The organism is Streptomyces sp. NPDC006733, assembly GCF_040636125.1.
Taxonomy (GTDB): Bacteria; Actinomycetota; Actinomycetes; order Streptomycetales; family Streptomycetaceae; genus Actinacidiphila.
The window spans coordinates 171176-192951 of sequence record NZ_JBEYJD010000002.1; the positions used below are offsets into that span (position 1 = coordinate 171176).

The window sequence follows — 21776 nt, forward strand, 5'->3', positions numbered from 1 at the left end:
GGCTCCGGACGCACGACGGCCCCCGCACGCGCCAGGCGGGCGGGGGCCGTCGACAGCGGGTCGCGGGATCAGCCCTTGCGGGCGGTGATCTCGCCGGTGAGCTGCGGGACGACCTGGAACAGGTCGCCGACCACGCCGTAGTCGACCAGGTCGAAGATCGGCGCTTCGGCGTCCTTGTTGACCGCCACGATCGTCTTCGAGGTCTGCATGCCGGCCCGGTGCTGGATGGCGCCGGAGATGCCGTTGGCGATGTAGAGCTGCGGCGAGACCGACTTGCCGGTCTGGCCGACCTGGTTGGTGTGCGGGTACCAGCCGGCGTCCACCGCGGCGCGGGAAGCGCCGACGGCCGCACCGAGCGAGTCGGCGAGCGCCTCGATGAGGTGGAAGTTCTCGGCGCCGTTGACACCGCGTCCACCCGAGACCACGATCGCGGCCTCGGTCAGCTCCGGGCGGCCGGTGGACTCGCGCGGGGTGCGCGTGAGGACCTTGGTGCCCGTGGCCAGCTCACCGAAGGAGACGGCGAGCTGCTCGACCGTGCCGGCGGCCGGGGCGGCCTCCGGAGCGGCGGAGTTCGGCTTGACGGTGATGACCGGCACGCCGGTGGTGATGCGCGACTTGGTCGTGAAGGACGCCGCGAACACCGCCTGCGTGGCGACCGGGCCGCCGTCGCCGGGCTCGACGTCGGTGGCGTCGGTGATGATGCCGGAGCCGAGGCGCAGCGCGAGGCGGGCCGCGACCTCCTTGCCCTCCGCGGAGGACGGCACCAGGACGGCCACCGGCTCCACGGCCTTGGCGGCGGCCTGCAGCGCGTCCACCTTCGGTACGACGAGGTAGTCGGCGAACTCGGCCGCGTCGGCGGCGAGCACCTTGACCGCGCCGTACTCGGCGAGCACGGGGGCGGCGGTGTCGACGCCGGTGCCGAGGAAGACGGCGACGGGGTCGCCGATCCGGCGGGCCAGCGTCAGCAGTTCGAGGGTCGGCTTGCGGACGGCACCGTCCACGTGGTCGACGAGGACGAGGACTTCACCCATTGGATTGGTCTCCTGCGAAATCTAGAGAGGCGGGGGCGGCCGGGTCGCGGCTCAGATGAACTTCTGGCTCGCGAGGAACTCGGCGAGCTGCTTGCCGCCCTCGCCCTCGTCCTTGACGATCGTGCCGGCGGTGCGCGCCGGACGCTGCGTGGCCTCGTCCACCGCGGACCAGGCGCCGCCGAGGCCGACCTGGGCCTCGTCGATCTCCAGGTCCGACAGGTCCAGGGACTCCACCGGCTTCTTCTTGGCGGCCATGATGCCCTTGAACGACGGGTAGCGGGCCTCGCCCGACTGGTCGGTCACGGAGATCAGGGCCGGGAGGGACGCCTCGAGCTGCTCGCTCGCCGCGTCGCCGTCGCGGCGGCCGGTCACCTTGCCGTCGGCGACCGACACCTCGGACAGCAGGGTCACCTGCGGGACGCCGAGGCGCTCCGCGAGGATCGCCGGCAGCACGCCCATGGTGCCGTCGGTGGAGGCCATGCCGCACACGACCAGGTCGAACCCGGCGTGCTCCACGGCCTTGGCGAGCACCAGCGAGGTACCGAACACGTCGGTGCCGTGCAGCGCGTCGTCCTCGACGTGGATGGCCTTGTGGGCGCCCATCGACAGCGCCTTGCGCAGCGCGTCCTTGGCGTCCTCGGGACCGACGGTGAGCACCGTGATCTCGGCATCGTCGGCGGCGTCGGCGATCTGCAGCGCTTGCTCGACGGCGTACTCGTCGAGCTCGGACAGCAGACCGTCGACGGCGTCGCGGTCAGTGGTCAGGTCCTCGGCGAAGTGACGGTCGCCCGTGGCGTCGGGCACGTACTTCACACAGACAACGATCCTCAAGCTCACGCCTGCTCTCCTACTGCTTAGTCTCGTCAACTGCCCTTGGAGGCAGCATAGGCGTCTCGGCTGGGCGGCCCCCCACCGGCACGCACCTGCGTTCCACCAGAAGGTTACTCGCCAGTACACCCAGCTCGTGCCCCGTAGGCAAGGGTCATGAACTGTGACGTTGACGACGCGGCGGCCAGGAACGGCTCAGTGCCGCAGCCCGTTGAAGCCGCCCTGGTGGTACAGGAGCGGGCCGCCGGGGCCCGTCGGGTCGCCCGCGAGCGCCTGCGCCACCACGATCCGGTGGTCGCCGGCGGGGATGCGGGCCAGCACGCGGCAGACCAGCCAGGCGGAGACCCCGTCGAGCAGCGGCACGCCGTGCGGCCCCTCGCGCCAGCCGGTGGCCGGGCCGAAGCGGTCGGCACCGCTGCGCGCGAAGGTCGCGGCCAGCGCCTCCTGGTGCTCGCCGAGCACGTGGACGCCGACGAACGGCGCCTCGGCGAGCGTGGGCCAGCTGGACGAGCCGGTGCTGATGCCGAACGAGAGCAGCGGGGGTTCGGCCGACACGGAGGTCAGCGAGGTGGCCGTGAAACCCACCGGCCGGTCGCCGGCCGCGGTGATCACCGCGACACCGGCCGCGTGGCGGCGGAACACCGAGCGGAAGACGGCCGGGTCGAAGCCGGCGGAGGTGCCGGAGTACGTGCCGAGGTCGGTCAGGGCTGTCATGGAGTTGTCCTTCTCGAGCGGTCGGGCCGGAGGCGAATGGTCGTCTGGGGCGCTCAACAACTCGGACAGCGCGCACTCGAATGGCGACCGAAGTCGACATCCGCGCGCGTGTGAAGAAGGGGGTCTCGCGACATAACGTCAGAGTGACGATGGCGGGCGGGCCCCGTCAAGGGCCGCTCGCGATATGGGATCCCCGTCACAAGATCACCGTCGGGGCTCTCCGACGCGGTGCCGGGCCGGGTCGCCGGCTCTCACACCGCAGCACCCAGCGCCGCGATCACGTCGACCTTGCGTGGCTGGCCGGCCGCACGGCGCACCACCGTGCCCTCCGCGTCGAGCACCAGGACGGTCGGCGTCTTGAGGATCGCCAGCCTGCGGACGAGTTCCAGCCGGGCCTCCGCGTCGATCTCGACGTGGGTCACCCCGTCGACCAGCTCGGCGATCTCGCCGAGGGTCCGCCGGGTGGCCCGGCACGGGGCGCAGAAGGCGCTGGAGAACTGCACCAGCGTGGCGCGCGTGCCGAGCGGCCCGCCGATCTCGGCGGCCGTCAGCCGCTCCTGGCCGTCTTTCGTCCGCACGCGGATCCTCCCGTTCCGGCGCCGGTGCACCAGGCCGAACACGCTCGCCGCCGCGAGGACGGCGAGGCACACCAACAATCCGGTCATCTTTCCTCCTGCTGCGGTGCAGCGTTCACGGGACCGCAATGATTCCCGGGGCGCCGGAGGCCGGGCGATCCGGAATCATCTGCTCCATGAACGCCACGAGCTCCACGAACGCCGCTCCCGCCGGCCCGGCCGCCGGTCTTGATGTCCGCGGGCCCCGCTTCGGCGCCGTCCTCACCACGGTCGTGCTGGCCGCCGTCCTGATCACGGGGAGCGGCTGGCTGCTGGCCGCGCAGGCGGCGGTCTTCGCGGTCGGCGCCACCGCCGGGGTGCGGCGCTCCCCCTACGGCTGGCTCTTCGCCACCCTCGTCCGGCCCCGGCTGGGTCCGGCGCGGGAGACCGAGGACCCCGCGCCGCCGCGCTTCGCGCAGGCCGTCGGGCTCGGCTTCGCGCTCGTCGGCCTCGTCGGCTACTTCGCGGGCCCGCTGTGGCTGGGCATGGCGGCGGCCGGCTGCGCGCTGGCCGCGGCGTTTCTCAACGCGGCCTTCGGGTACTGCTTGGGATGCGAGATGTACCTCTTGTTCCGGCGTACGACACGGTGACGTGACGAGAATCTCGCGGGATCGTGGGCACGCGAGGTGACACGGGGCACGTTGTCGGGGCACGATCCATCAGCGACCGGAACCTACGGACGCGTAACTTTTCCGCCGGGAGAGCCGGCCCCGGAGAGAGCAGGTACCCGGACATGGCTGAACTCGTCTATCCCCCGGTCATCGGCGTGGCCCGCGCCATGTTCCGCATGCAGGGGCTGCGCTTCGACATCGCCGGCACGGAGAACGTACCGCGCAAGGGCGGAGCCCTCCTGGTCTCCAACCACATCGGCTACCTGGACTTCGTCTTCGCGGGCCTGACCGCGCTGCCGAACAAGCGCCTGGTCCGCTTCATGGCGAAGGACTCGGTCTTCCGGCACAAGGTCTCCGGTCCGCTGATGCGGGCGATGAAGCACATCCCGGTGGACCGCTCGGAGGGCATGCACGCCTACGCGCACGCGCTGGACGCGCTGCGCGCCGGGGAGATCATCGGCGTCTTCCCCGAGGCCACCATCTCGCAGTCGTTCACCCTGAAGTCCTTCAAGTCCGGCGCGGCGCGCCTCGCCGAGGAGGCCGGCGTCCCGCTGCTGCCGATGGCGCTGTGGGGCACCCAGCGGCTGTGGACCAAGGGCCACCCCCGCAACCTCGGCCGCAACAAGTTCCCGATCACGATGCGGGTGGGCGAGCCGATGCGGGCGAACGAGGGCGAGAAGCCGGGCGCGCTCACCCGGCGGCTGCGGATGCGCGTCCAGGAGCTGCTGGACGACGCGCAGCGCGCCTACCCGGGCAAGCCCAGCGGCCCCGACGACCGGTGGTGGCTGCCGAGCCACCTCGGCGGCACGGCGCCCACGCCGGAGGAGGCCGCCGAGCTGGACCGCGCGGACCGCGACGAGCGGGCCGCCCGGCGCTGACCCGCGGCCGCGCCGGATCGGTCCGCCCGGCGGTCAGTCCGCCGCGCGGACCGTCACCCGCGCCCCGTCGTCGAGCAGCGCGGAGCCGCGCTCGTCGCTCGGCCCGTTGGTGAGGCCGCGGGCCTCGACCACGAGGGGGACGAAGCCGGGCGCGAGGTCGTGCACCTCGGGGGCGACGGTGATGTTCAGGGGCTGGGCGGGGTTCATCGCGGGCATCGCAGACCTTGGTTCGGGGGCGGGCGGCTCAGCGCCGGGGGTGCGGCGTTCACAGCGCGGCGGGCAGCAACTCCCACAGGTGCCGCCGGTCGGTGGCGCGCTGCAGTGATTCCAGCACGGACGGCGCCGGGGCCGCGTACACCGCGGGGTAGTCGACCTCGCCGAACTCGGGGCGGACCCGCCAGGCGAGCCGTTCGCGCTCCAGCGAGAAGTGCGCGTCCACCCCCGGCTTGTTGCCCCGCGCGTCCTGGCGCGCCCAGCGCGACGGCTCACCCCCGCCCTGGGCGTCCTGCCTCCCGGGCAGCAGGACGGCGACGAGGCCGTGCAGCAGCGGGGCGGAGCCGTCCTCGTCGGCCAGCCGCTGGTAGCAGAGCCCCGTGGGAACGCCCTCGGCGCGCAGCAGGGCGGCCAGGGCGTGGGACTTGGCGTGGCAGATCCCGGTCCGCAGCCGCAGGACGTCCGAGGCGCGCCAGGTCACCCGGGGGTCGTCGGCGTCGCCGGAGTGCGGGATGGTGTCGCGCACGAAGTCGAAGGCCGCGCGGGCGTAGTCGTGCGGGCCGCCGCCGGTGCCGGTGCCCTCGCGCAGCCGCCGCGCGGTCTCGCGGACCAGCGGGTGGCCGTGGTCGATGACGTCGTCGGCGGCGAGGTACGCGGCCGTCCCGGGCGTGTCCTGGAGGAGTTCCATGCCCGGCACCCTAGGCAGGATCGCGCCGCGGATCAATCGAAATACGGTTCAGCGCATAGTTATTCAGAGTCAGGCGATCGCGCCGTTGGTGGCGCCCGGTCCCGCGCCACCCGCGTGCCGGGCCAGCGCGGACGCCAGGTCGGCGTGGACCTCGAAGACCCGCCCCAGCCGGGTGAGCCGCAGCAGCCTCGCGAACGCCGGGTCGGCGCTGACGATCCGGACGCGGCTCCCCCGCTCGACGGCCCGCAGCCGGAAGCGGCAGAGCAGCGACAGACCGCTGCAGTCGATGAACGTCACGGCCCGCAGGTCCAGGACGAAGTCGGAGTCCGCCATCCGCGCCAGGGCGTCGAAGTAGGGGATCAGCCCCGTCGAGGCGAGGAGGTCCAGTTCACCCCAGAGCTCGACCACGGTGGTCCCGGCCACCGAGCGCCGGCCGGCACCGAAGGCGTGTTGATCATCGTGCATACGAGCCCCCCACTCCCGGTGATGAGGCGTGCGCCGCTGCGCATGTGTACGTGTCATACCCGCGGGCCGGCATTGAAGTCAACGGTTGGGACAGTGGACGAAGTTGGCCGGTTCCGTGCTGTGGCCGGGGCGCGACGGTCGCGTCCCGGCCACGGCCCGGTCAGTGGCCGGACATCTCCGCGGCGACGGCCGCCGCGAAGGAGTCGACATCGTCCTCCGTGGTGTCGAACGAGCACATCCAGCGGACCTCGCCGGTGCTCTCGTTCCAGAAGTAGAAGCGGTAACGCTTCTGCAGCCGCTCGCTGACCTCGCGCGGCAGGACCGCGAAGACCGCGTTGGCCTGCACCGGGCGGACGATCGTCACCCCGTCGACCCCGCGCACGGCGGCTTCCAGCCGCTGCGCCATCGCGTTGGCGTGCCGCGCGCCGCGCAGCCACAGGTCGCCGGCGAGCAGCGCCTCGAACTGCACCGACACGAAGCGCATCTTGGAGGCGAGCTGCATCGACAGCTTGCGCAGGTGCTTCATGGCGCGCACCCGCTCGGGGCTGAGCACGACGATGCACTCCCCCATCAGCAGGCCGTTCTTGGTGCCGCCGAAGGAGAGGATGTCGACCCCGGCGTCGGTGGTGAACGCCGCGAGCGGCACACCGAGCGTGGCGGCGGCGTTGGAGATCCGCGCACCGTCCAGGTGGACGGCCATGCCGTGCTGGTGGGCGTGGTCGCAGATCGCCCGGATCTCGTCGGGGGTGTAGCAGGTGCCCAGTTCGGTGGTCTGGGTGATCGAGACGACCTGCGGCTGGGCCCGGTGCTCGTCCTCGAAGCCGAACGCCTGGAGGTCGATCAGCTCGGGGGTGAGCTTGCCGTCCGGCGTCGGGACGGTCAGCAGCTTGAGGCCGCCGACCCGCTCCGGGGCACCGCACTCGTCCACGTTGATGTGCGCGGACTCGGCGCAGATGACCGCGCCCCAGCGCTCGGTGACGGACTGCAGCGCCGTCACGTTGGCGCCGGTGCCGTTGAAGACCGGGAAGACCTCCGCGCGCGGGCCGAAGTGGCCGCGGAAGATGTCCTGGAGGTGGGCGGTGTAGTCGTCCTCGCCGTACGCGACCTGGTGGCCGCCGTTGGCGAGGGCGAGGGCGGTGAGCACCTCGGGGTGCACGCCGGCGTAGTTGTCGCTGGCGAACCCCCGTATCTCCGGGTCGTGGCGCCGGACGGCGTCGCTGGCGAGCTGCTCGGTCACGGTTGGGGCGTCAGCCACAGTCGGGTTCCGTTCACTTCCTCGGCGGGCCGGTTCCAGATGTCCGTGACGGCCTCGGCGAGGTCCGTCACATCCGTGAAGCCGGCGAATTTGGCGTTCGGGCGCTGCGCCCGCATCTCATCGTGCACCAGCGCCTTGATGACGACGACGCTGGCCGCCGCGGTGAGCGGGTCGGCGCCCGCCAGCTTGCGGAAGGAGTCGCCCATCGCCAGCGTCCAGGCCTCGGCGGCGGCCTTCGACGCGGCGTAGGCGGCGTTGCCGGCCGTCGGGCTGCTGGCCCCGGCGGCACTGATCAGGACGTAGCGGCCGCGCGTGCTGCGCCGCAGCGGGTCGTGGAACGCCAGCGAGGTGTGCTGGACGGTGCGGATCAGCAGCTGGTGCAGGAAGTCCCAGTCGCCCAGGTCGGTCTCGGTGAACGACGCGGAACCGCGCCATCCGCCGACGAGGTGGACCAGGCCGTCGACCGGGCCGTGGTCCTTCTCGATCCGCGCGGCCCACTCCCGGGTCGCGTCGGCGTCGAGCAGGTCCACGATCTCGCCGGTGATGTCAGCGCCGCCGGCGTCGTACCGGGCCTGGTCGACAGCCTGCGCCAGCCGTTCGGGATTCGCGTCGGCGGCGACGACATGGGCGCCGGCCTTGGCCAGCCGCTGGAGCATCGCGCGGCCGGCGGGACCGCCGGCCCCCGCCACCGCGATGACCGCTCCGTCGAGCGGCCCCTGGCCATCTGTCGCGTTCGTCATGTCCGCCTCCTCGGCAGCGCCGCTCACGCCGCGGTCCGTTCAACGCCGGTGATGCCCTTGGTGGAGGCGATCACGTCGCGCAGTTTCTTCGCGAGCGCCTCGTAGAACATGCTCAGCGGGAACTCGTCGACGAGCACCTCGTCCACGAGCTTGCGCGGCGGCAGCGACAGGTCGAGGGCGTCCGGGCCCTTGGCCCACACCGATCCGGGGTGGGGCGAGAGGTACGTCGCGACCAGGTCGTACGCGGCGAACCAGTGCACGAGCTTCGGGCGGTCGATGCCGTCGCGGTACAGCTTCTCGATGTCGGCACAGAGCTGGTTGGTGACCTGGGGGGCCAGCTCCCAGTCGATGTGCAGGGTGTTGTCCGTCCAGCGTACGGCGTCGTGCTTGTGCAGGTACGAGAAGAGCAGCTGCCCGCCCAGACCGTCGTAGTTCCTGACCCGCTCGCCGGTGACCGGGAAGCGGAAGAGGCGGTCGAAGAGGATCGCGTACTGCACGCCCAGGCCCATCGGGTGGCCCTCGGCCTGCAGCTTCACGGCCTCCTTGAAGGTCGTCAGGTCGCAGCGCAGCTCTTCCAGGCCGTACATCCAGAACGGCGCGCGCTGCTTGATCATGAAGGGGTCGAACGGCAGGTCGCCGTGGCTGTGGGTGCGGTCGTGGATCATGTCCCACAGGACGAAGGTCTGCTGGGAGAGCTCCTGGTCCTCGATGAGCCGGACGGCCTCACCGGGCAGTTCCAGGCCGAGGGTGTCCACGGCGGCGGCGGTCACGGCCCGGAAGCGCGCGGCCTCGCGGTCGCAGAAGATGCCGCCCCAGGTCCAGCGCTCGGGCGCCTCCCGGACGGCCACGGTCTCCGGGAAGAGCACCGCGGAGTTGGTGTCGTAGCCGGGCGTGAAGTCCTGGAACGTGATCGGCACGAACAGCGGGTTGTCGTAGCGCGTGCGCTCCAGCTCCGCGAGCCACTCGGGCCACACCACACGCAGGGCGACGGCCTCCAGGTTGCGGTCCGGGTTGCCGTTCTGCGTGTACATCGGGAAGACGACCAGGTGCTCCAGGCCGTCGCGCCGGTCGGCGGCGGGCTGGAAGGCCAGCAGCGAGTCCAGGAAGTCCGGGACGCCGAAGCCGCCGCCCGCCCAGCGGCGCAGGTCCGCGACGAGTGCCTGGTGGTACGCCGCGTCGTGCGGCACCAGCGGGGAGAGCCGCTCGATCCCGTCGATGACGCGCTCCAACGTGCGCTCCACGTCGGACAGCGACGGGACGACCTCGGCGGAGAAGTCGATCGAGCCGTCCTTCTGCTGCCAGGGCCTGATGGCGACGACGGCTTGCTTCAGCTCGGCCCACGCCGGATGCGAGGTGATGCCCTCGCCGGATATCCCGGTCCCGTCAGCCACTACAGCCGAAAGATTTTCACTCATGACCCCTCCTTCACAGAAGAAACGCGCTTGATCCGCCAAGGAAGCGTATCGATACGAGCTTCCTCCGTTCAAGGGGGGTCGGAACAGATTATCCTGTGCGACCCCCTGCCAGACCGGTCATTTTCCTGTCATGCGCCATTATCGCGATGACTTCTGTGCTCTCCGCCATGGCGGAGAAGGTATATTTATGGACAAATCATACCCCGCACGGATTCCGGTGGCAGCCCCGCGGACGGCACGCCCACGCACGGGTGACGAACACCGCCACCGGGGTCCGGCAGCGGTAGGAGAGGGGGTCATGAGTACCCGCGCTGTCCTCGTCGCCGCCCTGATCACCGGATTCGTCCTCGGCACGGCGGGTGTCCGCTCCCAGCACTCCGCGCCGTCACACCACGTTCCGCCCGCCGTCACCGCCCGTCGCTAGGGTGTCCGGCATGAACTTCCTCACTGTCGGTCACCGGGGCGTCATGGGCGTGGAACCCGAGAACACCCTGCGTTCCTTCCGCCGCGCCGAGGGCGAGGGGCTGGACCAGATCGAGCTCGACCTGCACCTGAGCAAGGACGGCGCGCTCGTCGTCATGCACGACGCCGAGGTCGACCGCACCACGGACGGCACCGGCCGGATCGGCGATCTCACCCTGGACGCGCTGCGGGAGCTGGACGCGGGGCGGGGTGAGCGGGTGCCGGTGTTCGAGGAGGTGCTGGACGCGGTCTCCGCGCCGATCCAGGCCGAGATCAAGGACGTCGCCGCCGCCCAGGTGCTCGCCACGGTGCTGCGCGAGCGCGACGAGGTCGGCCGGGTGAGCGTGATCTCCTTCCACGACGAGGCGCTGCGCGCGGTCGGCGAACTGCTGCCGCAGTCGCACCGCGTGCTGGTCGCCAGCGAGCTCGGCCCGGACCTGGTCCCGCGCGCGCTGGCCGTCGGCGCCCGGATGGTCAGCCTGGAACTGCCGCACCTCAGCCTGGACCTGGTGCGCCGGTGCCACGAAGCGGAGCTCGCCGTGATCGCGTGGACGGTCAACACCCCGCAGGAGCTGGAGCTCGCGCGGGCGCTGCGCCTGGACGGGATCGTGACGGACCTGCCGTCGATCGACGGGCGGTGCTGACGCGCCGGATCGCCGGACGGGGCTGACGCGCCGCAGCGAGCGCGCCGGACGGGGCTGCCGCGCGGCAACACCGCGGACACAAACGTCCGGCATTCGGACGTACGTACCCCCCGCCTGGACAGATTCCCCCGGCCGGTGCCAATGTCCGGCCATGCGTTCCGCGAACCCGATGTCCCCGCGCCGCGCCGCCATCGCCGCGGCCGCCCTGCTCACCCTCGCCGCCGCCGGCTGCGCGCCCCAGGAGGACTCCTCCGCGGACGGCGCCACCCCGCCCCCGGGGACGTCCGCCGCGAGCTGCGCCCCCGCGGGGCTGTCCACCCGCACCGCGGGCAAGTTGACCGTCGGCACCGACACCCCCGCCTACGACCCCTGGTTCACCGAGGACAAGCCCGCCAACGGCAAGGGCTTCGAGTCGGCGGTCGCCTACGCCGTCGCCAAGCAGCTCGGCTACGCCCCGGCCGACGTGGTCTGGCAGACCGTCGCCTTCAACAACGCCTTCGCGCCCGGCGCGAAGACCTTCGACTTCGACATCAACCAGATCTCGATCAGCGACGACCGCCGGAAGGCCGTCGACTTCTCGTCCGGCTACTACGACGTGCGCCAGGCCGTCATCACGCTCAAGACCTCGAAGATCGCCAACGCGAAGAGCATCGCGGAGCTGAAGGGCGCCAAGCTCGGCGCCCAGGTCGGCACCACCAGCCTCGACGTCCTGAACGACGTCATCAAGCCGACGCAGCCGGCCGCCGTCTACCAGAAGAACGACCTCGCCAAGAGCGCTCTGAAGAACGGCCAGGTCGACGGCATCGTCGTCGACCTGCCCACCGCCTTCTACATCACCGGCGCCGAGGTGCCCGAGGCCAAGGTCGTCGGCCAGTTCGAGATCGGCGGCGCCCAGAAGGAGCAGTTCGGTCTCGTCCTGGACAAGGGCAGCAAGCTCACCTCCTGCGTCACCAAGGCCGTCGACGCGCTGCGCAAGGACGGCACGCTGGCCGGCCTGGAGAAGCGCTGGCTCTCCGAGGCCGTCGACGCGCCGGTGCTGAAGTGACGGTCGAGGACGTCCGGCCGGACGCCTACCGGCCGTCCGCGCGGCGGATCGAGCGCGAGCGCTACCGGCGCGCCCGCACCCGCCGCGCGGTGACGATCGGCGCCGTCAGCTCGCTGGCCACCGCCGGTCTGCTCGTCGGACTCGTCGTCAGCTCCCCCGGCTGGCAGCGCACCCGCGAGACGTTCTTCAACGGGCACGACGCCCGCGCGTCGCTGCCCAAGATCCTCGACGGGCTCTGGCTCAACCTGCAGCTGATGGTGGTGTGCGGGGCGGTGGTGCTGGTCGTCGGGCTGCTGCTCGCCGTCACGCGCACCCTGCGCGGGCCGGTGTTCTTCCCGCTGCGCGCGCTCGCCACCGCCTATGTCGACTTCTTCCGCGGGCTGCCGCTGATCATCTGCCTGCTCGGGGTGGTCTTCGGCGTCCCCGCGCTGCGGCTGCAGGGCGTCACCACCGATCCGGTGGTGCTCGGCGGCACGGCGCTGGTCCTGACCTACTCGGCGTACGTCGCCGAGGTCTTCCGGGCCGGCATCGACACCGTCCACCCCAGCCAGCGCGCCGCCGCCCGCTCGCTGGGGCTGAGCAGCGCGCGGACCATGCGCCACGTGGTGCTGCCGCAGGCCGTCCGGCGGGTCGTGCCGCCGCTGCTGAACGACCTGGTCTCGCTGCAGAAGGACACCGGCCTGGTGTCGATCGCCGGCGCGGTCGACGCGGTGTACGCGGCGCAGATCTACGCGGGCAAGACCTTCAACTACACCTCGTACGTCGTGGCCGGCCTGATCTTCGTCGCGCTCACCATCCCGATGACGCGCTTCACCGACTGGATCACCGCCCGGATGAACCGGCGCCAGTCGCAGGGAGGGACCGTATGACGGACCTGCAGAAACACCCGGAGGACGACGCGGGCACCGCACCCGTGCTGCGGCTGGAGTCCGTGCGCAAGACGTTCGGCCCGACCATGGTGCTGCGCGACGTCGACCTGGCCGTGCCGCCGCACACCGTCACCGCCCTGATCGGCGCCTCGGGCTCCGGCAAGTCGACGCTGCTGCGCTGCGCCAACCTGCTGGAGGACATCGACGACGGGGCGATCTTCCTGGACGGCGAGGACATCACCGATCCGCGGGTCGACCCGGACACGGTGCGCCGCCGGATCGGGGTCGTCTTCCAGGCGTACAACCTCTTCCCGCACATGACGGTCCTCGACAACATCACCCTCGCGCCGCGCCGGGTGCACAAGGTCGCCCGCGCCGAGGCGGAAGGTCGGGCCCGCGAACTGCTCGACCGGCTCGGCCTCGGCGACAAGGCCGGCGAGTACCCGGACCGGCTCAGCGGCGGCCAGCAGCAGCGCGTCGCGATCGTCCGGGCGCTCGCGGGCAGGCCGCGGCTGCTGCTCCTGGACGAGATCACCGCGGCGCTCGACCCGGAGCTGGTCGGCGAGGTGCTGGGGGTCGTCCGCGACCTCAAGGAGCAGGGCATGACGATGGTGATCGCCACCCACGAGATGGGGTTCGCCCGGGAGGTCGCCGACCAGGTCTGCTTCCTCGACGCCGGCGCGGTCCTGGAGCGGGGCACGCCCCAGGAGGTGTTCGGGGCGCCGGAGCAGGAGCGCACGCGGCGCTTCCTGCGGCGCTTCGCGGAGGCCGGCCGGCTGTGAGGGTCAGCCGGCCGGTGTGAGGGCCGTCAGGTGAGGTCCTTCACCAGCAGCTCGAACTCCAGGTCGGCCCGCTGCGGCACGCCGAAGCGCTCGTCCCCGTAGGGGAAGGGGTGCGTCTGCCCGGTGCGGGCGTAGCCGCGGCGCTCGTACCAGGCGATGAGGTCCGTGCGCGCGGTGATCACCGTCATGTGCATCTGCGCGGCCCGCCACTGGGTCGCGGCGTACCGCTCGGCCTCGGCGAGGACGATTCGGCCGAGGCCGCCGGCCTGCGCGGTGGGCCGGACCGCGAACATCCCGAAGTACGCGTTCTCACCCCGCCGTTCGATGTGGCAGCACGCGACCAGTTCGTCCGCGCGCTCCACCAGGACGAGCCGGCTGCCGGCCCGCTCGATCACCTCGACGACGCCCTCCGGGTCCGTCCGCTGCCCCTGGAGGATGTCCGCCTCGGTCGTCCACCCGACCCGGCTCGCGTCCCCCCGGTACGCCGACTCGACGAGGGCGACGACGGCGGGAACATCGGCCGGCGTGGCCGTGCGGAAGGTCGGCTGCGCTGTGCGCTCGCTGATGTCCATGGGGCCGAGGCTACCGGGAGGCGCATCCGGGGTGCGGGGGGCGGGTAGCAACCCCGCATGGTGAATGTGGTGAGCAGTCGGATCCTGTTGCAACCGGCCGACCTGGAACGATCCCGGGCCTTCTACCGGGACGACCTCGGGCTGGCGATCTACCGGGAGTTCGGCAGCGGACCGGGGCGCGGCACGGTGTTCTTCCTGGGCGGCGGCTACCTCGAACTCTCCGGGAGCTCCGGGGAGCCGATGAGTCCGGCGCTGCGCATCTGGCTGCAGGTCCCGGACATCGCGGCGGCCCACACCGAGCTGGCCGACCGCGGGGTCCCCGTGCTGCGGCCGCCGCTGAAGGAGCCCTGGGGGCTGTTCGAGATGTGGATCGCGGATCCCGACGGGCTGGAGATCGTCGTGGTGGAGGTGCCGGCCGACCACCCGATCAGGTACCGGCCCTGACCTCGCCGAAGGCGGTGGCGAGCCGCCGGATCCCCTCGTCGATCTCCGCGCCGCCGCTGGTGTCGGCGAAGCTGACGCGGATGTACGGCGCCGGGGCCTCCGCGGCGAAGTAGGCGCGTCCGGCGGCGACCGCGACCGAGGCGCGCAGCGCCGCCGTGCACAGCTCCGTCTCGTCGGTGCCGTCGGGCAGCCGCAGCCACAGCTGGTAGCCGCCGGTCGGCACCTCGGCGGGGACGAGCGCGGGCAGGTCGCGGCGCAGCGCGGCCAGCATCGCGTCGCGGCGCTCCCGCAGGCCGGTCGCGACGGCCCGCAGGTGGCGCGGCCAGGCGGGCGCGCCGACGAGTTCGAGCGTCGCCTCCTGCAGCGGGCGGGGGACGAAGAAGCTGTCGACGACCTGGATGGCGCGCAGCCGTTCCACGACCGGGCCGCGGGCGATGAGTGCGCCCACCCGCAGGCTGGGCGAGGTGGGCTTGGTCAGCGACGTGACGTGGACGACGGTGCCGTGCGGGTCGTCGGCGACCAGCGGCGCGGGCAGCGGACCGCCGTGGCCCAGCCGCCGCGCGAAGTCGTCCTCGATGACGAACGCGCCGGCCGCGCGGGCGATCCGGACGACCTGCTCCCGCCGCGCCGGGGCGAGGACGGTGCCGGTCGGGTTCTGGAAGAGCGGCTGGCAGAAGAACACCCGCGCGCCCGTGGCGCCGAAGGCGTCCGCGAGCAGGTCCGGGCGTACGCCGTCGGCGTCGGTCGGCACCGGCACCGGCCGCAGCCCGGCCGCGCGGGCCACCGCGAGCACGCCGGGGTACGTCGGGGACTCCACGAGCAGCGCGGAGCCGGGCGGGGCGAGCGCGCGCAGCGCGGTGGTCAGGGCCGCCTGCCCGCCCGCGGTGATCAGCACCTGGGCGGGTCCGACACCGGCCTCGCGCGCGAACCAGGCGCGCAGCGCCGTCAGCCCCTCCACCGGGGGCCGGTCCCACGCGCCGGGCCGGCGGGCCGCGCGGGCGAGCGCGGCGCCGAGCGCCTGCTGCGGCTGGAGGTCCGGGTGCAGGTAGCCGCCGTTGAGCGGGATCACGCCGGGCGGCGGGGCGGCGAGGGTGGCGAGCACGCCGGACGCGTCCACGACGCGGGGGGCGGGCTCGCCGTGCTGGTCCCCGGCGGTCAGGGCGACCTGCTGCCAGGAGGTGTCGACGGGGCCGGCGGCGGGCGGCGCCGCCTGCGACCGGTAGGTGCCGGAGCCGGGTCGGGTCTCCACCAGGCCCTCGGCGGCGAGCACGGCCAGCGCCCGGGAGACCGTCACCGGGCTGACGCCGAACCGGTCGACGAGTGAACGACTCGACGGCAGTTTGGCTCCCGGAGAGAAGCGCTTCAGCTCCCCCCGCAGAGAATCTGCCAGGGAAGTCGAACTGCTACTGTCATTCATGACAGCTGATAATAGCGCTATCGCCCTGCGGCCGGTAGCGGTGAACGGCACCGCCCTCGCCGCGCTCGGCGTCGCGATCTTCTCCTTCACGTTCCCCGCGACCCACTGGGCGCTCGGCGGGTTCGGCCCGTGGACCACGGTCGCGGTGCGCGGCGTCCTCGCGGCCGTCATCGCGGGCGCCTGCCTGGCCGCCGCGCGGGCACCGGTCCCCGCCCGCGAGCACTGGCCGGGGCTGCTGGTCGTCGGCCTCGGCGTCGTCGTCGGATTCCCGCTGCTGACCACGCTGGCGCTGACGACCACCGACACCTCGCACGCCGCCGTCGTCATCGGCGCCCTGCCGCTGGCCACCGCCATCGTCGCCGCGGTCCGGGAGGGCAACCGCCCGTCCCGGACCTTCTGGGCCGCCGCGGTCGCGGGCGCCGGCGTCGTCACCGTGTTCACCCTCGCGCAGAGCGGCGGGGCGCCCACCGCCGGCGACCTCTACCTCTTCGGCGCGCTGGCGGTGTGCGCGGCCGGCTACGCCGAGGGCGGGCGACTGGCCCGGGTGATGCCCGGACTGCGCGTCATCTCGTGGGCCCTGCTCGCGATGCTCCCGTTCACCCTCGCCGGCTCGCTCGTCGCCCTGACCCTCGAACCGGTGCACCTCGGCGCCCAGCCGCTGCTGGGGCTGGCCTACCTGGCGGCCGTCTCCCAGGTCCTGGGCCTCATGGTCTGGTACCGGGGCATGGCCGCCATCGGGGTCGCGCGCGCCAGCCAGCTGCAGCTCGCGCAGCCGCTGCTGACGCTGGTGTGGTCCGCGGCGCTGCTCGGTGAGCACCTGGGCGCCGCCACCCCGCTCGCGGCGCTCGCCGTCCTGGTCTGTGTGGCGGTCACCCAGCGCGCCAGGACCTGACCGGCGCGGGCGCCCCCCGGGTACGTCCGTGCGCTCGGGTGTGCGCCCTCGGGACGGGGCAGCTCTCCTGCGGACCGCCGTCGCCGACGGAACGCGGGGCGGCCGGTGGGCGGGAACGCCGCGAACGGGAGGCCGGTCATGCACGGACCACCGCTGGTGGGGTGGCTGCTGGTCGTGCTCAGCACCGCGACGGGCCTGTCGTGCCTGCTGCGGCACGCCGCGCGGGACGAGGCCCTGATGGGGGCCGGCATGGCGGTGATGGCCGTACCCATGTCCGTACTCGACCCCCGGCCCTGGCTGACGCTGCTGCTCGCGGCGGTCTTCGCGGCGGCCGCCGTCCGGGCCCTGCTGCTCGCCCGGCGCCCCGGCCACCATCTGCACCACGCCCTGGGCGCCGCCGCGATGGTCTACATGGCGGCGGCGATGGGCACGGCCGCCCCCGCCGGCGGCCATGCCGGGCACGCCCCGGCGGGCGCTCCGCTGCTGACGGGGCTGCTGCTCGTGTACTTCGCCGGGTACGTCCTGGCGGCCGGGGCCCGGCTGGTGACGGTGACGGCCGTCGCCCCGGCGGGCGGTCCGCCGGCCGGGGCGACGATCGCGCCGGAGCTGGCGGCGTGCCGGGTCTCCATGGCGCTGGGCATGTTCGCGATGCTGCTGGCGCTGTGACCCCTGCGCCGGGTCCGGGGTTCAGCAGGCCAGCGCGAGCGGCGGCCGCCAGACCTGGCCGTCGCCGGGGGTGCCGGACGGCGTGGTGGAGTTGAGCGGCACGAAGCGCATCTGCGCCCCGACCTCGTTCCGGTCCCCGGTCCACAGGTCGATGCCCTGCCAGGCCTGCCCGTTGACGAGCGCCACGGTGCGCGGCTGCCCGCCGCAGCTGTTGGCGGAGATCAGCCGGCGGCCGTTCGCCGGCTGGCCGATGCCGAGGTTGGGCGGCGCCGTCCACGTCCCGTAGAGGTCCGTGGCGGTGGCGTAGCCGGTGCCGGTGCCCGTGCAGTAGCCGCAGCCGGGATCGGAGTAGGTGAGGAAGTACTGCCCGCTGGAGCGGTCGTACCAGCCGCCCGGACTCTCGATGTTCTTCAGGCCGGCGACGCTCAGAGCACCCACGCCGGACCCGCCGACGCCGTACCCGTTGAGCTCCTCGACGGACAGCGAGAGCGCGCCGGGCATCGTGCACACCAGCGCGGGCGCGGCGCCCGGGGTGGCGGAGTCGATGAAGCCCATGTCGCCGTTGCCGGTGCAGAACTTCAGGGCGGGCTTGGTGTACGAGCCGTACGGCGGTCCTGCGGAGGGGCCGCACGGGCCGGCGGGGCCGTTGCACCCCATCGCGTTGTAGGCGTGCGTCTTGTCGCGGCCGTAGTCGGCCGGGGAGTTGAACCACAGGATCCACACCCCGTCGTCGCTGCCCCAGCCGCTGCGCTGGATCATCCGCGGGTTGAAGCAGCCCGCGCCGTTGCCGCCGCACTCCACCTGCCAGGACTTCCCGGTGAACGGATCGATGTCGTCCGGGCCGAACAGCAGGGTGGGCGTGGACCACGGGCCCAGCAGCGAGGAGGCCGTGGAGACCTTGAACCCGCACCACGGCGTGTTGGTCTGCTGCCAGTGGAACCCGCACGCGTACGCCGTCCCGTACGCGTAGTAGGTGCCGCCGTACTCCAGGACGGTGCCGTCATGCAGGTCGAGCGACGCGGGGATGGAGAACGCCGAGCGCCCCCCGGGCGCCGAGTCGGCCCGGGACGCGGGCGCGCCCCCGAGGAGCGTGAGGCAGGAGAGGACAAGGACGGCGAGCAGGGCACCGATGCGGCACACCACGCCTCCAGTTCGGTGAGGTCCTCGCGGACGAGGTCGCGGGCGAGCCGTTCCGATGATCGGCTCGCGTGACGCAGCGTAACGGCACGGTTCCGATCCGTCTGGCGACGCGACCGGCCGCCGCCCGACATCACCCGTAGCGACGAAGGGGGGTACGTCTGCCCGACGCCCGGGGTGCGGCCGCCCGGTGCCCGGGGCCGCGTCCGCCCGGTGCCCGGGGCCGCGTCCGCCCGGCGCCGGGGCGTGCGGCGGGTGAGGCGTGCATCACTTACGGCGGCGGACCGTACCGGCTGATCCCGCCGCCTCCTAGGCTGAGCCGCATGACGGTCCCGTTCGTGCTGCTGCTGGTCGGCGCGCTGGCGGCGGCGATGACGCCGCGCCTGCTGTCCCGTGCCGCCTGGCCGGAGCGCGAACCCGTGCTGGCCCTGTGGGTCTGGCAGTGCGTCGTCGGCGCCGTCCTGCTGTGCTGCGTCCTGTCGATGGCGCTCAGCGCCGCGGCGGCCTCGGCCGCGGTGCGCTGGCACCTGTTCGGTTTCGCCCCGCGCGGCGTCGTGGAGGCGTACGGCCTGCCCGGCTACGGGCGCTGGGCCGGATCGCTGGCGGTCCTGCTGGCCCTCGGCGGCGTGTGGACCGCCGCGATGCTCACCCGCGAGGTGCGCGGTGCCCGGGCCCGCCGCCGTCAGCGGCGCGCCGACCTGCTCGTCCGCTCCCCCCGGCTGCCGGGCGAGGAGCCACCGGCCGGCGACCGGCTGGTGGTGCTGGAGGGCGACCGGCCCGACGCCTGGTGGCTGTCGGGCGCGCAGCCGCAGCTGGTCGTCACCACGGCCGCGCTGCGCCGGCTCAAGGGCCGCCAGCTCGACGCCGTGCTCGCCCACGAGCAGGGCCACGTCCGCGCCCGGCACGACGTGCTGCTGCACTGCGCGGGCGCGCTGGCCTCGGGCTTCCCGCAGGTCCCGGTCTTCGCCGGGTTCCGCGACCAGGTGCACCGGCTGATCGAACTGTCCGCCGACGACACCGCCTCCCGGCGCTTCGGCCGGCTCACCACGGCACTGGCCCTGGTCGAGCTCAACGAGGACCGCGGCGTCTTCGGCCCCTGCCCGACCCCGCTCGCCGAACTCCCCCGCCGGGTGCACCGGCTCCTGGACCCGGCCCCGCGGCTGGACCCGGTCCGCCGCGCGGGCCTGACCGCCACCGCCCTCCTGGTCCCGGCGGTCCCCCTGCTGATCGCGTTCGTCCCGGGCCTCAGCGCGCTCACGTAGCCCTCCCGCCCGGGCCGCCCGGCCCGGAATCGCGCTTCGCCGACGTCCCACCAATCCGCACCCGCCGCCGCTCCGAATACCCGGCAGGACATGCGGGTGTGAGGAGGGCGGACTGTGATGGCGCAACAACGTCGGGTCGCGATCATCGGGAGCGGGATCGCCGGCCTCACCGCCGCGCATGTCCTCAGCGGGACCCACGAGGTCTCGCTCTTCGAGGCGGACGCCCGGCTCGGCGGCCACGCCGACACCCACGAGGTGGCCGAAGACGGCGGCCGGGCGTTCGCCGTCGACACCGGCTTCATCGTGCACAACCGCCGCACCTACCCGCTGCTGACACGGCTCTTCGACGAACTGGGCGTGGCCACCCAGGAGACCGAGATGAGCATGTCGGTGCGGTGCGACGGCTGCGGTCTGGAGTACGCGGGGGCCCGCGGCGCGGCGGGGCTCTTCCCGCGCCCGGGCAACGCGGCCAACGTCCGCTACCTGCGGCTGCTCGCCCAGGTGCCGCGCTTCCACCGGGCCGCCCGCGAGCTGCTGGCGCGGCCGGCGGACGGCCCCGAGCCGACGCTCGGCGAGTTCCTCGCCGAACGGCGCTTCCCGGCCTACTTCGTCTCGCACTTCATGACGCCGCTGGTCTCCGCGGTGTGGTCCTGCGGGGCGGAGCAGGCCGCCGGCTACCCCGCCCGGTACCTGTTCCGCTTCCTGGACAACCACGGGATGCTCTCGGTGACCGGCGCCCCCGCCTGGCGGACCGTGACCGGCGGCTCGCGGGAGTACGTCCGCCGGATCGCCAAGCAGCTGAGCGCCGTCCACACCTCGGCCCCCGTGCACGCGCTCTCCCGGCACGCCGGGGGTGTGCGGCTGCGGACCGGCGACGGCGTGGAGCACACCGCCGACGCCGTGGTCGTCGCCGTCCACCCCGGCCAGGCGCTGCGGCTGCTCGCCGACGCGACGCCCACCGAGGCCGAGGTACTGGGCGCGTTCTCCTCCTCCCACAACCCCGCGCTGCTGCACACCGACACCTCCCTGCTGCCCCGGGCGCGCGGCGCCCGCGGCTCCTGGAACTACCTGCTGCCCTCGTGCGACGCCACCCCCGAACGGGTCCTGGTGAGCTACGACATGACGCGCCTGCAGCGGCTGGGGAGCGAGCGGGAGTACGTCGTGACGCTCGGCGGCGAGCGGCTCGTCGACCCGGCCCTGGTCCTGGACCGCATGGACTACGAGCACCCCGTCTTCACCACCCGCTCGGTCGCCGCGCAGCAACGGCTCCACCAGCTCAACAACCCGGTCACCGCGTTCGCCGGGGCCTGGCAGGGCTGGGGGTTCCACGAGGACGGCTGCCGCTCGGGCGTCGAGGCGGCGGCGTCCCTGGGGGTGCGGTGGTGATGCCGGCGCTCTACGAGTGCGTCGTGGCGCACGTGCGCACCGCACCGCTGCGGCACGCCTTCCGGCACCGCACCTACCTGTGGCTGGTCGACGTGGACGCGCTGCCCCGGCTGCCGCGGCTGCTGCGTCCGCTGGCCCGCTTCGAGGCGCGCGACCACTTCGGCGGCGGGGCTCCCAGCATCCGCGCGGGGCTCGACCGCTTCCTGGCGGCGAACGGCGTGCGGCGGCCCGGCGGGCGGGTGCTGATGCTCACCGCCGCCCGGGTGTTCGGCCATGTCTTCAACCCGCTGACCGTCTACTGGTGCCGGCGCTCCGACGGTTCGACCGAGTGCGTCGTCGCCGAGGTGCACAACACCTACGGCGAGCGGCACTGCTACCTGCTGCGGCCGGACGCCGACGGCCGGGCCGGCACCGCGAAGGAGTTCTACGTATCGCCGTTCTTCCCGGTGGACGGCGCGTACCGCATGCGGCTGCCGGAGCCCGGCGAGCGGCTCGACCTGACGGTCCATCTGGAGCTGTCCGGCCGCCGGCCGTTCACCGCGACGCTGCGGGGCGACCGGCGTCCCGCGACCACCGCGGGCCTGCTGCGGGCCGCCGTGCGGCACCCGTGGCCGACGGCGGCCGTCTCCGTGCTCATCCGGGTGCACGGCGTCCTGCTGTACCTGCGCGGCCTGCCCGTACGGCCCCGTACCCCGCACCGACCCCAGGAGGGTGTGCAGTGACTGCCCCTGTCTTCCGTCCGACCG

At 73.3% G+C, this 21776-nt stretch carries 25 protein-coding genes and 1 pseudogene; 13 read left to right on the forward strand and 13 right to left on the reverse strand.

Going from position 1 to position 21776, the window contains the following annotated elements:
- Positions 1-68: 68 nt before the first annotated feature.
- From ABZ721_RS02980 to ABZ721_RS02995, 4 genes are all read right to left on the reverse strand, one after another.
- Entirely contained in the window at positions 69-1031 is a 963-nt protein-coding gene (locus ABZ721_RS02980; RefSeq protein ID WP_358786785.1) for an electron transfer flavoprotein subunit alpha/FixB family protein, read from the reverse strand.
- Between the two features lie 51 nt (positions 1032-1082).
- Positions 1083-1868: an electron transfer flavoprotein subunit beta/FixA family protein gene (locus tag ABZ721_RS02985; RefSeq protein WP_358786786.1), complete on the reverse strand. Its 786-nt coding sequence runs from the start codon at positions 1866-1868 to the stop codon at positions 1083-1085.
- A gap of 186 nt (positions 1869-2054) precedes the next feature.
- On the reverse strand, positions 2055-2573 hold the full coding sequence (locus tag ABZ721_RS02990; RefSeq protein WP_358786787.1) for a flavin reductase family protein: 519 nt from the start codon (positions 2571-2573) through the stop codon (positions 2055-2057).
- A 251-nt stretch (positions 2574-2824) separates the two neighbouring features.
- A complete protein-coding gene (locus tag ABZ721_RS02995; RefSeq protein ID WP_358786788.1) occupies positions 2825-3238 on the reverse strand; it encodes a thioredoxin family protein in 414 nt (137 codons plus the stop codon).
- An 86-nt stretch (positions 3239-3324) separates the two neighbouring features.
- On the opposite strand from ABZ721_RS02995, the gene ABZ721_RS03000 reads away from it, so the two are divergent.
- Positions 3325-3777 carry a DUF4395 domain-containing protein gene (locus tag ABZ721_RS03000; RefSeq protein WP_358786789.1) on the forward strand — a complete coding sequence of 151 codons (453 nt, stop codon included), beginning with the start codon at positions 3325-3327 and terminating at the stop codon, positions 3775-3777.
- A 143-nt stretch (positions 3778-3920) separates the two neighbouring features.
- Positions 3921-4676 carry a lysophospholipid acyltransferase family protein gene (locus ABZ721_RS03005; protein ID WP_358786790.1) on the forward strand — a complete coding sequence of 252 codons (756 nt, stop codon included), beginning with the start codon at positions 3921-3923 and terminating at the stop codon, positions 4674-4676.
- 57 nt (positions 4677-4733) lie between these two features.
- Here ABZ721_RS03005 and ABZ721_RS03010 read toward each other — a convergent pair.
- From ABZ721_RS03010 to ABZ721_RS03035, 6 genes and pseudogenes are all read right to left on the reverse strand, one after another.
- Positions 4734-4883, reverse strand: a pseudogene (locus ABZ721_RS03010) (cytoplasmic protein); the annotation flags it as partial.
- Positions 4884-4941: 58 nt separating this feature from the next.
- Positions 4942-5577 (reverse strand): transglutaminase family protein, encoded by a 636-nt coding sequence (locus tag ABZ721_RS03015; RefSeq protein WP_358786791.1) that lies wholly within the window; start codon positions 5575-5577, stop codon positions 4942-4944.
- Between the two features lie 69 nt (positions 5578-5646).
- Positions 5647-6042: an STAS domain-containing protein gene (locus ABZ721_RS03020; protein ID WP_358786792.1), complete on the reverse strand. Its 396-nt coding sequence runs from the start codon at positions 6040-6042 to the stop codon at positions 5647-5649.
- Between the two features lie 160 nt (positions 6043-6202).
- Entirely contained in the window at positions 6203-7297 is a 1095-nt protein-coding gene (locus tag ABZ721_RS03025; protein ID WP_358786793.1) for a low specificity L-threonine aldolase, read from the reverse strand.
- Positions 7276-8037, reverse strand: coding sequence for an SDR family NAD(P)-dependent oxidoreductase (locus ABZ721_RS03030; RefSeq protein WP_358786794.1), 762 nt, complete (start codon positions 8035-8037; stop codon positions 7276-7278). Before ABZ721_RS03030 ends, ABZ721_RS03025 begins: the two co-directional genes overlap by 22 nt.
- Before the next feature lie 23 nt (positions 8038-8060).
- On the reverse strand, positions 8061-9452 hold the full coding sequence (locus ABZ721_RS03035) for a DUF6421 family protein (RefSeq protein ID WP_358786795.1): 1392 nt from the start codon (positions 9450-9452) through the stop codon (positions 8061-8063).
- A 298-nt stretch (positions 9453-9750) separates the two neighbouring features.
- Here ABZ721_RS03035 and ABZ721_RS03040 point away from each other — a divergent pair, with 298 nt between their 5' ends.
- From ABZ721_RS03040 to ABZ721_RS03060, 5 genes are all read left to right on the forward strand, one after another.
- Positions 9751-9876, forward strand: coding sequence for a hypothetical protein (locus ABZ721_RS03040; RefSeq protein WP_358786796.1), 126 nt, complete (start codon positions 9751-9753; stop codon positions 9874-9876).
- A 10-nt stretch (positions 9877-9886) separates the two neighbouring features.
- Positions 9887-10558 carry a glycerophosphodiester phosphodiesterase family protein gene (locus tag ABZ721_RS03045; protein ID WP_358786797.1) on the forward strand — a complete coding sequence of 224 codons (672 nt, stop codon included), beginning with the start codon at positions 9887-9889 and terminating at the stop codon, positions 10556-10558.
- A 151-nt stretch (positions 10559-10709) separates the two neighbouring features.
- Positions 10710-11603: an ABC transporter substrate-binding protein gene (locus tag ABZ721_RS03050; protein WP_358786798.1), complete on the forward strand. Its 894-nt coding sequence runs from the start codon at positions 10710-10712 to the stop codon at positions 11601-11603.
- The gene (locus ABZ721_RS03055; protein WP_358786799.1) at positions 11600-12472 is read left to right on the forward strand and encodes an amino acid ABC transporter permease; all 873 of its coding nucleotides are present in this window, start codon (positions 11600-11602) and stop codon (positions 12470-12472) included. Before ABZ721_RS03050 ends, ABZ721_RS03055 begins: the two co-directional genes overlap by 4 nt.
- Positions 12469-13254, forward strand: coding sequence for an amino acid ABC transporter ATP-binding protein (locus ABZ721_RS03060; protein WP_358786800.1), 786 nt, complete (start codon positions 12469-12471; stop codon positions 13252-13254). The genes ABZ721_RS03055 and ABZ721_RS03060 overlap by 4 nt, the downstream gene beginning before the upstream one ends.
- Positions 13255-13280: 26 nt before the next feature.
- On the opposite strand, the gene ABZ721_RS03065 is transcribed toward ABZ721_RS03060, so the two are convergent.
- The gene (locus ABZ721_RS03065) at positions 13281-13826 is read right to left on the reverse strand and encodes a GNAT family N-acetyltransferase (protein WP_358786801.1); all 546 of its coding nucleotides are present in this window, start codon (positions 13824-13826) and stop codon (positions 13281-13283) included.
- A gap of 57 nt (positions 13827-13883) precedes the next feature.
- Here ABZ721_RS03065 and ABZ721_RS03070 point away from each other — a divergent pair, with 57 nt between their 5' ends.
- The gene (locus tag ABZ721_RS03070; protein WP_358786802.1) at positions 13884-14270 is read left to right on the forward strand and encodes a VOC family protein; all 387 of its coding nucleotides are present in this window, start codon (positions 13884-13886) and stop codon (positions 14268-14270) included.
- On the opposite strand, the gene ABZ721_RS03075 is transcribed toward ABZ721_RS03070, so the two are convergent.
- A complete protein-coding gene (locus ABZ721_RS03075) occupies positions 14254-15687 on the reverse strand; it encodes a PLP-dependent aminotransferase family protein (RefSeq protein WP_358786803.1) in 1434 nt (477 codons plus the stop codon). The two genes, ABZ721_RS03070 and ABZ721_RS03075, sit on opposite strands and share 17 nt — an antisense overlap.
- Between ABZ721_RS03075 and ABZ721_RS03080 the strand changes: the two genes are divergently transcribed.
- Both ABZ721_RS03080 and ABZ721_RS03085 read left to right on the forward strand, forming a co-directional pair.
- Positions 15686-16579, forward strand: a complete 894-nt coding sequence (locus ABZ721_RS03080) for a DMT family transporter (protein WP_358786804.1) — start codon at positions 15686-15688, stop codon at positions 16577-16579. The genes ABZ721_RS03075 and ABZ721_RS03080 overlap by 2 nt on opposite strands.
- Before the next feature lie 138 nt (positions 16580-16717).
- The gene (locus ABZ721_RS03085) at positions 16718-17245 is read left to right on the forward strand and encodes a DUF5134 domain-containing protein (protein ID WP_358786805.1); all 528 of its coding nucleotides are present in this window, start codon (positions 16718-16720) and stop codon (positions 17243-17245) included.
- A gap of 21 nt (positions 17246-17266) precedes the next feature.
- Here ABZ721_RS03085 and ABZ721_RS03090 read toward each other — a convergent pair whose 3' ends face one another.
- Positions 17267-18385, reverse strand: coding sequence for a hypothetical protein (locus tag ABZ721_RS03090; RefSeq protein WP_358786806.1), 1119 nt, complete (start codon positions 18383-18385; stop codon positions 17267-17269).
- Between the two features lie 320 nt (positions 18386-18705).
- Here ABZ721_RS03090 and ABZ721_RS03095 point away from each other — a divergent pair, with 320 nt between their 5' ends.
- The 3 genes from ABZ721_RS03095 to ABZ721_RS03105 all read left to right on the forward strand — a co-directional run bounded on the left by ABZ721_RS03095 (position 18706) and on the right by ABZ721_RS03105 (position 21752).
- A complete protein-coding gene (locus ABZ721_RS03095; RefSeq protein WP_358786807.1) occupies positions 18706-19644 on the forward strand; it encodes a M56 family metallopeptidase in 939 nt (312 codons plus the stop codon).
- 114 nt (positions 19645-19758) lie between these two features.
- The gene (locus ABZ721_RS03100) at positions 19759-21030 is read left to right on the forward strand and encodes an FAD-dependent oxidoreductase (RefSeq protein WP_358786808.1); all 1272 of its coding nucleotides are present in this window, start codon (positions 19759-19761) and stop codon (positions 21028-21030) included.
- On the forward strand, positions 21030-21752 hold the full coding sequence (locus ABZ721_RS03105; RefSeq protein ID WP_358786809.1) for a DUF1365 domain-containing protein: 723 nt from the start codon (positions 21030-21032) through the stop codon (positions 21750-21752). The genes ABZ721_RS03100 and ABZ721_RS03105 overlap by 1 nt, the downstream gene beginning before the upstream one ends.
- Positions 21753-21776 lie beyond the last annotated feature (24 nt).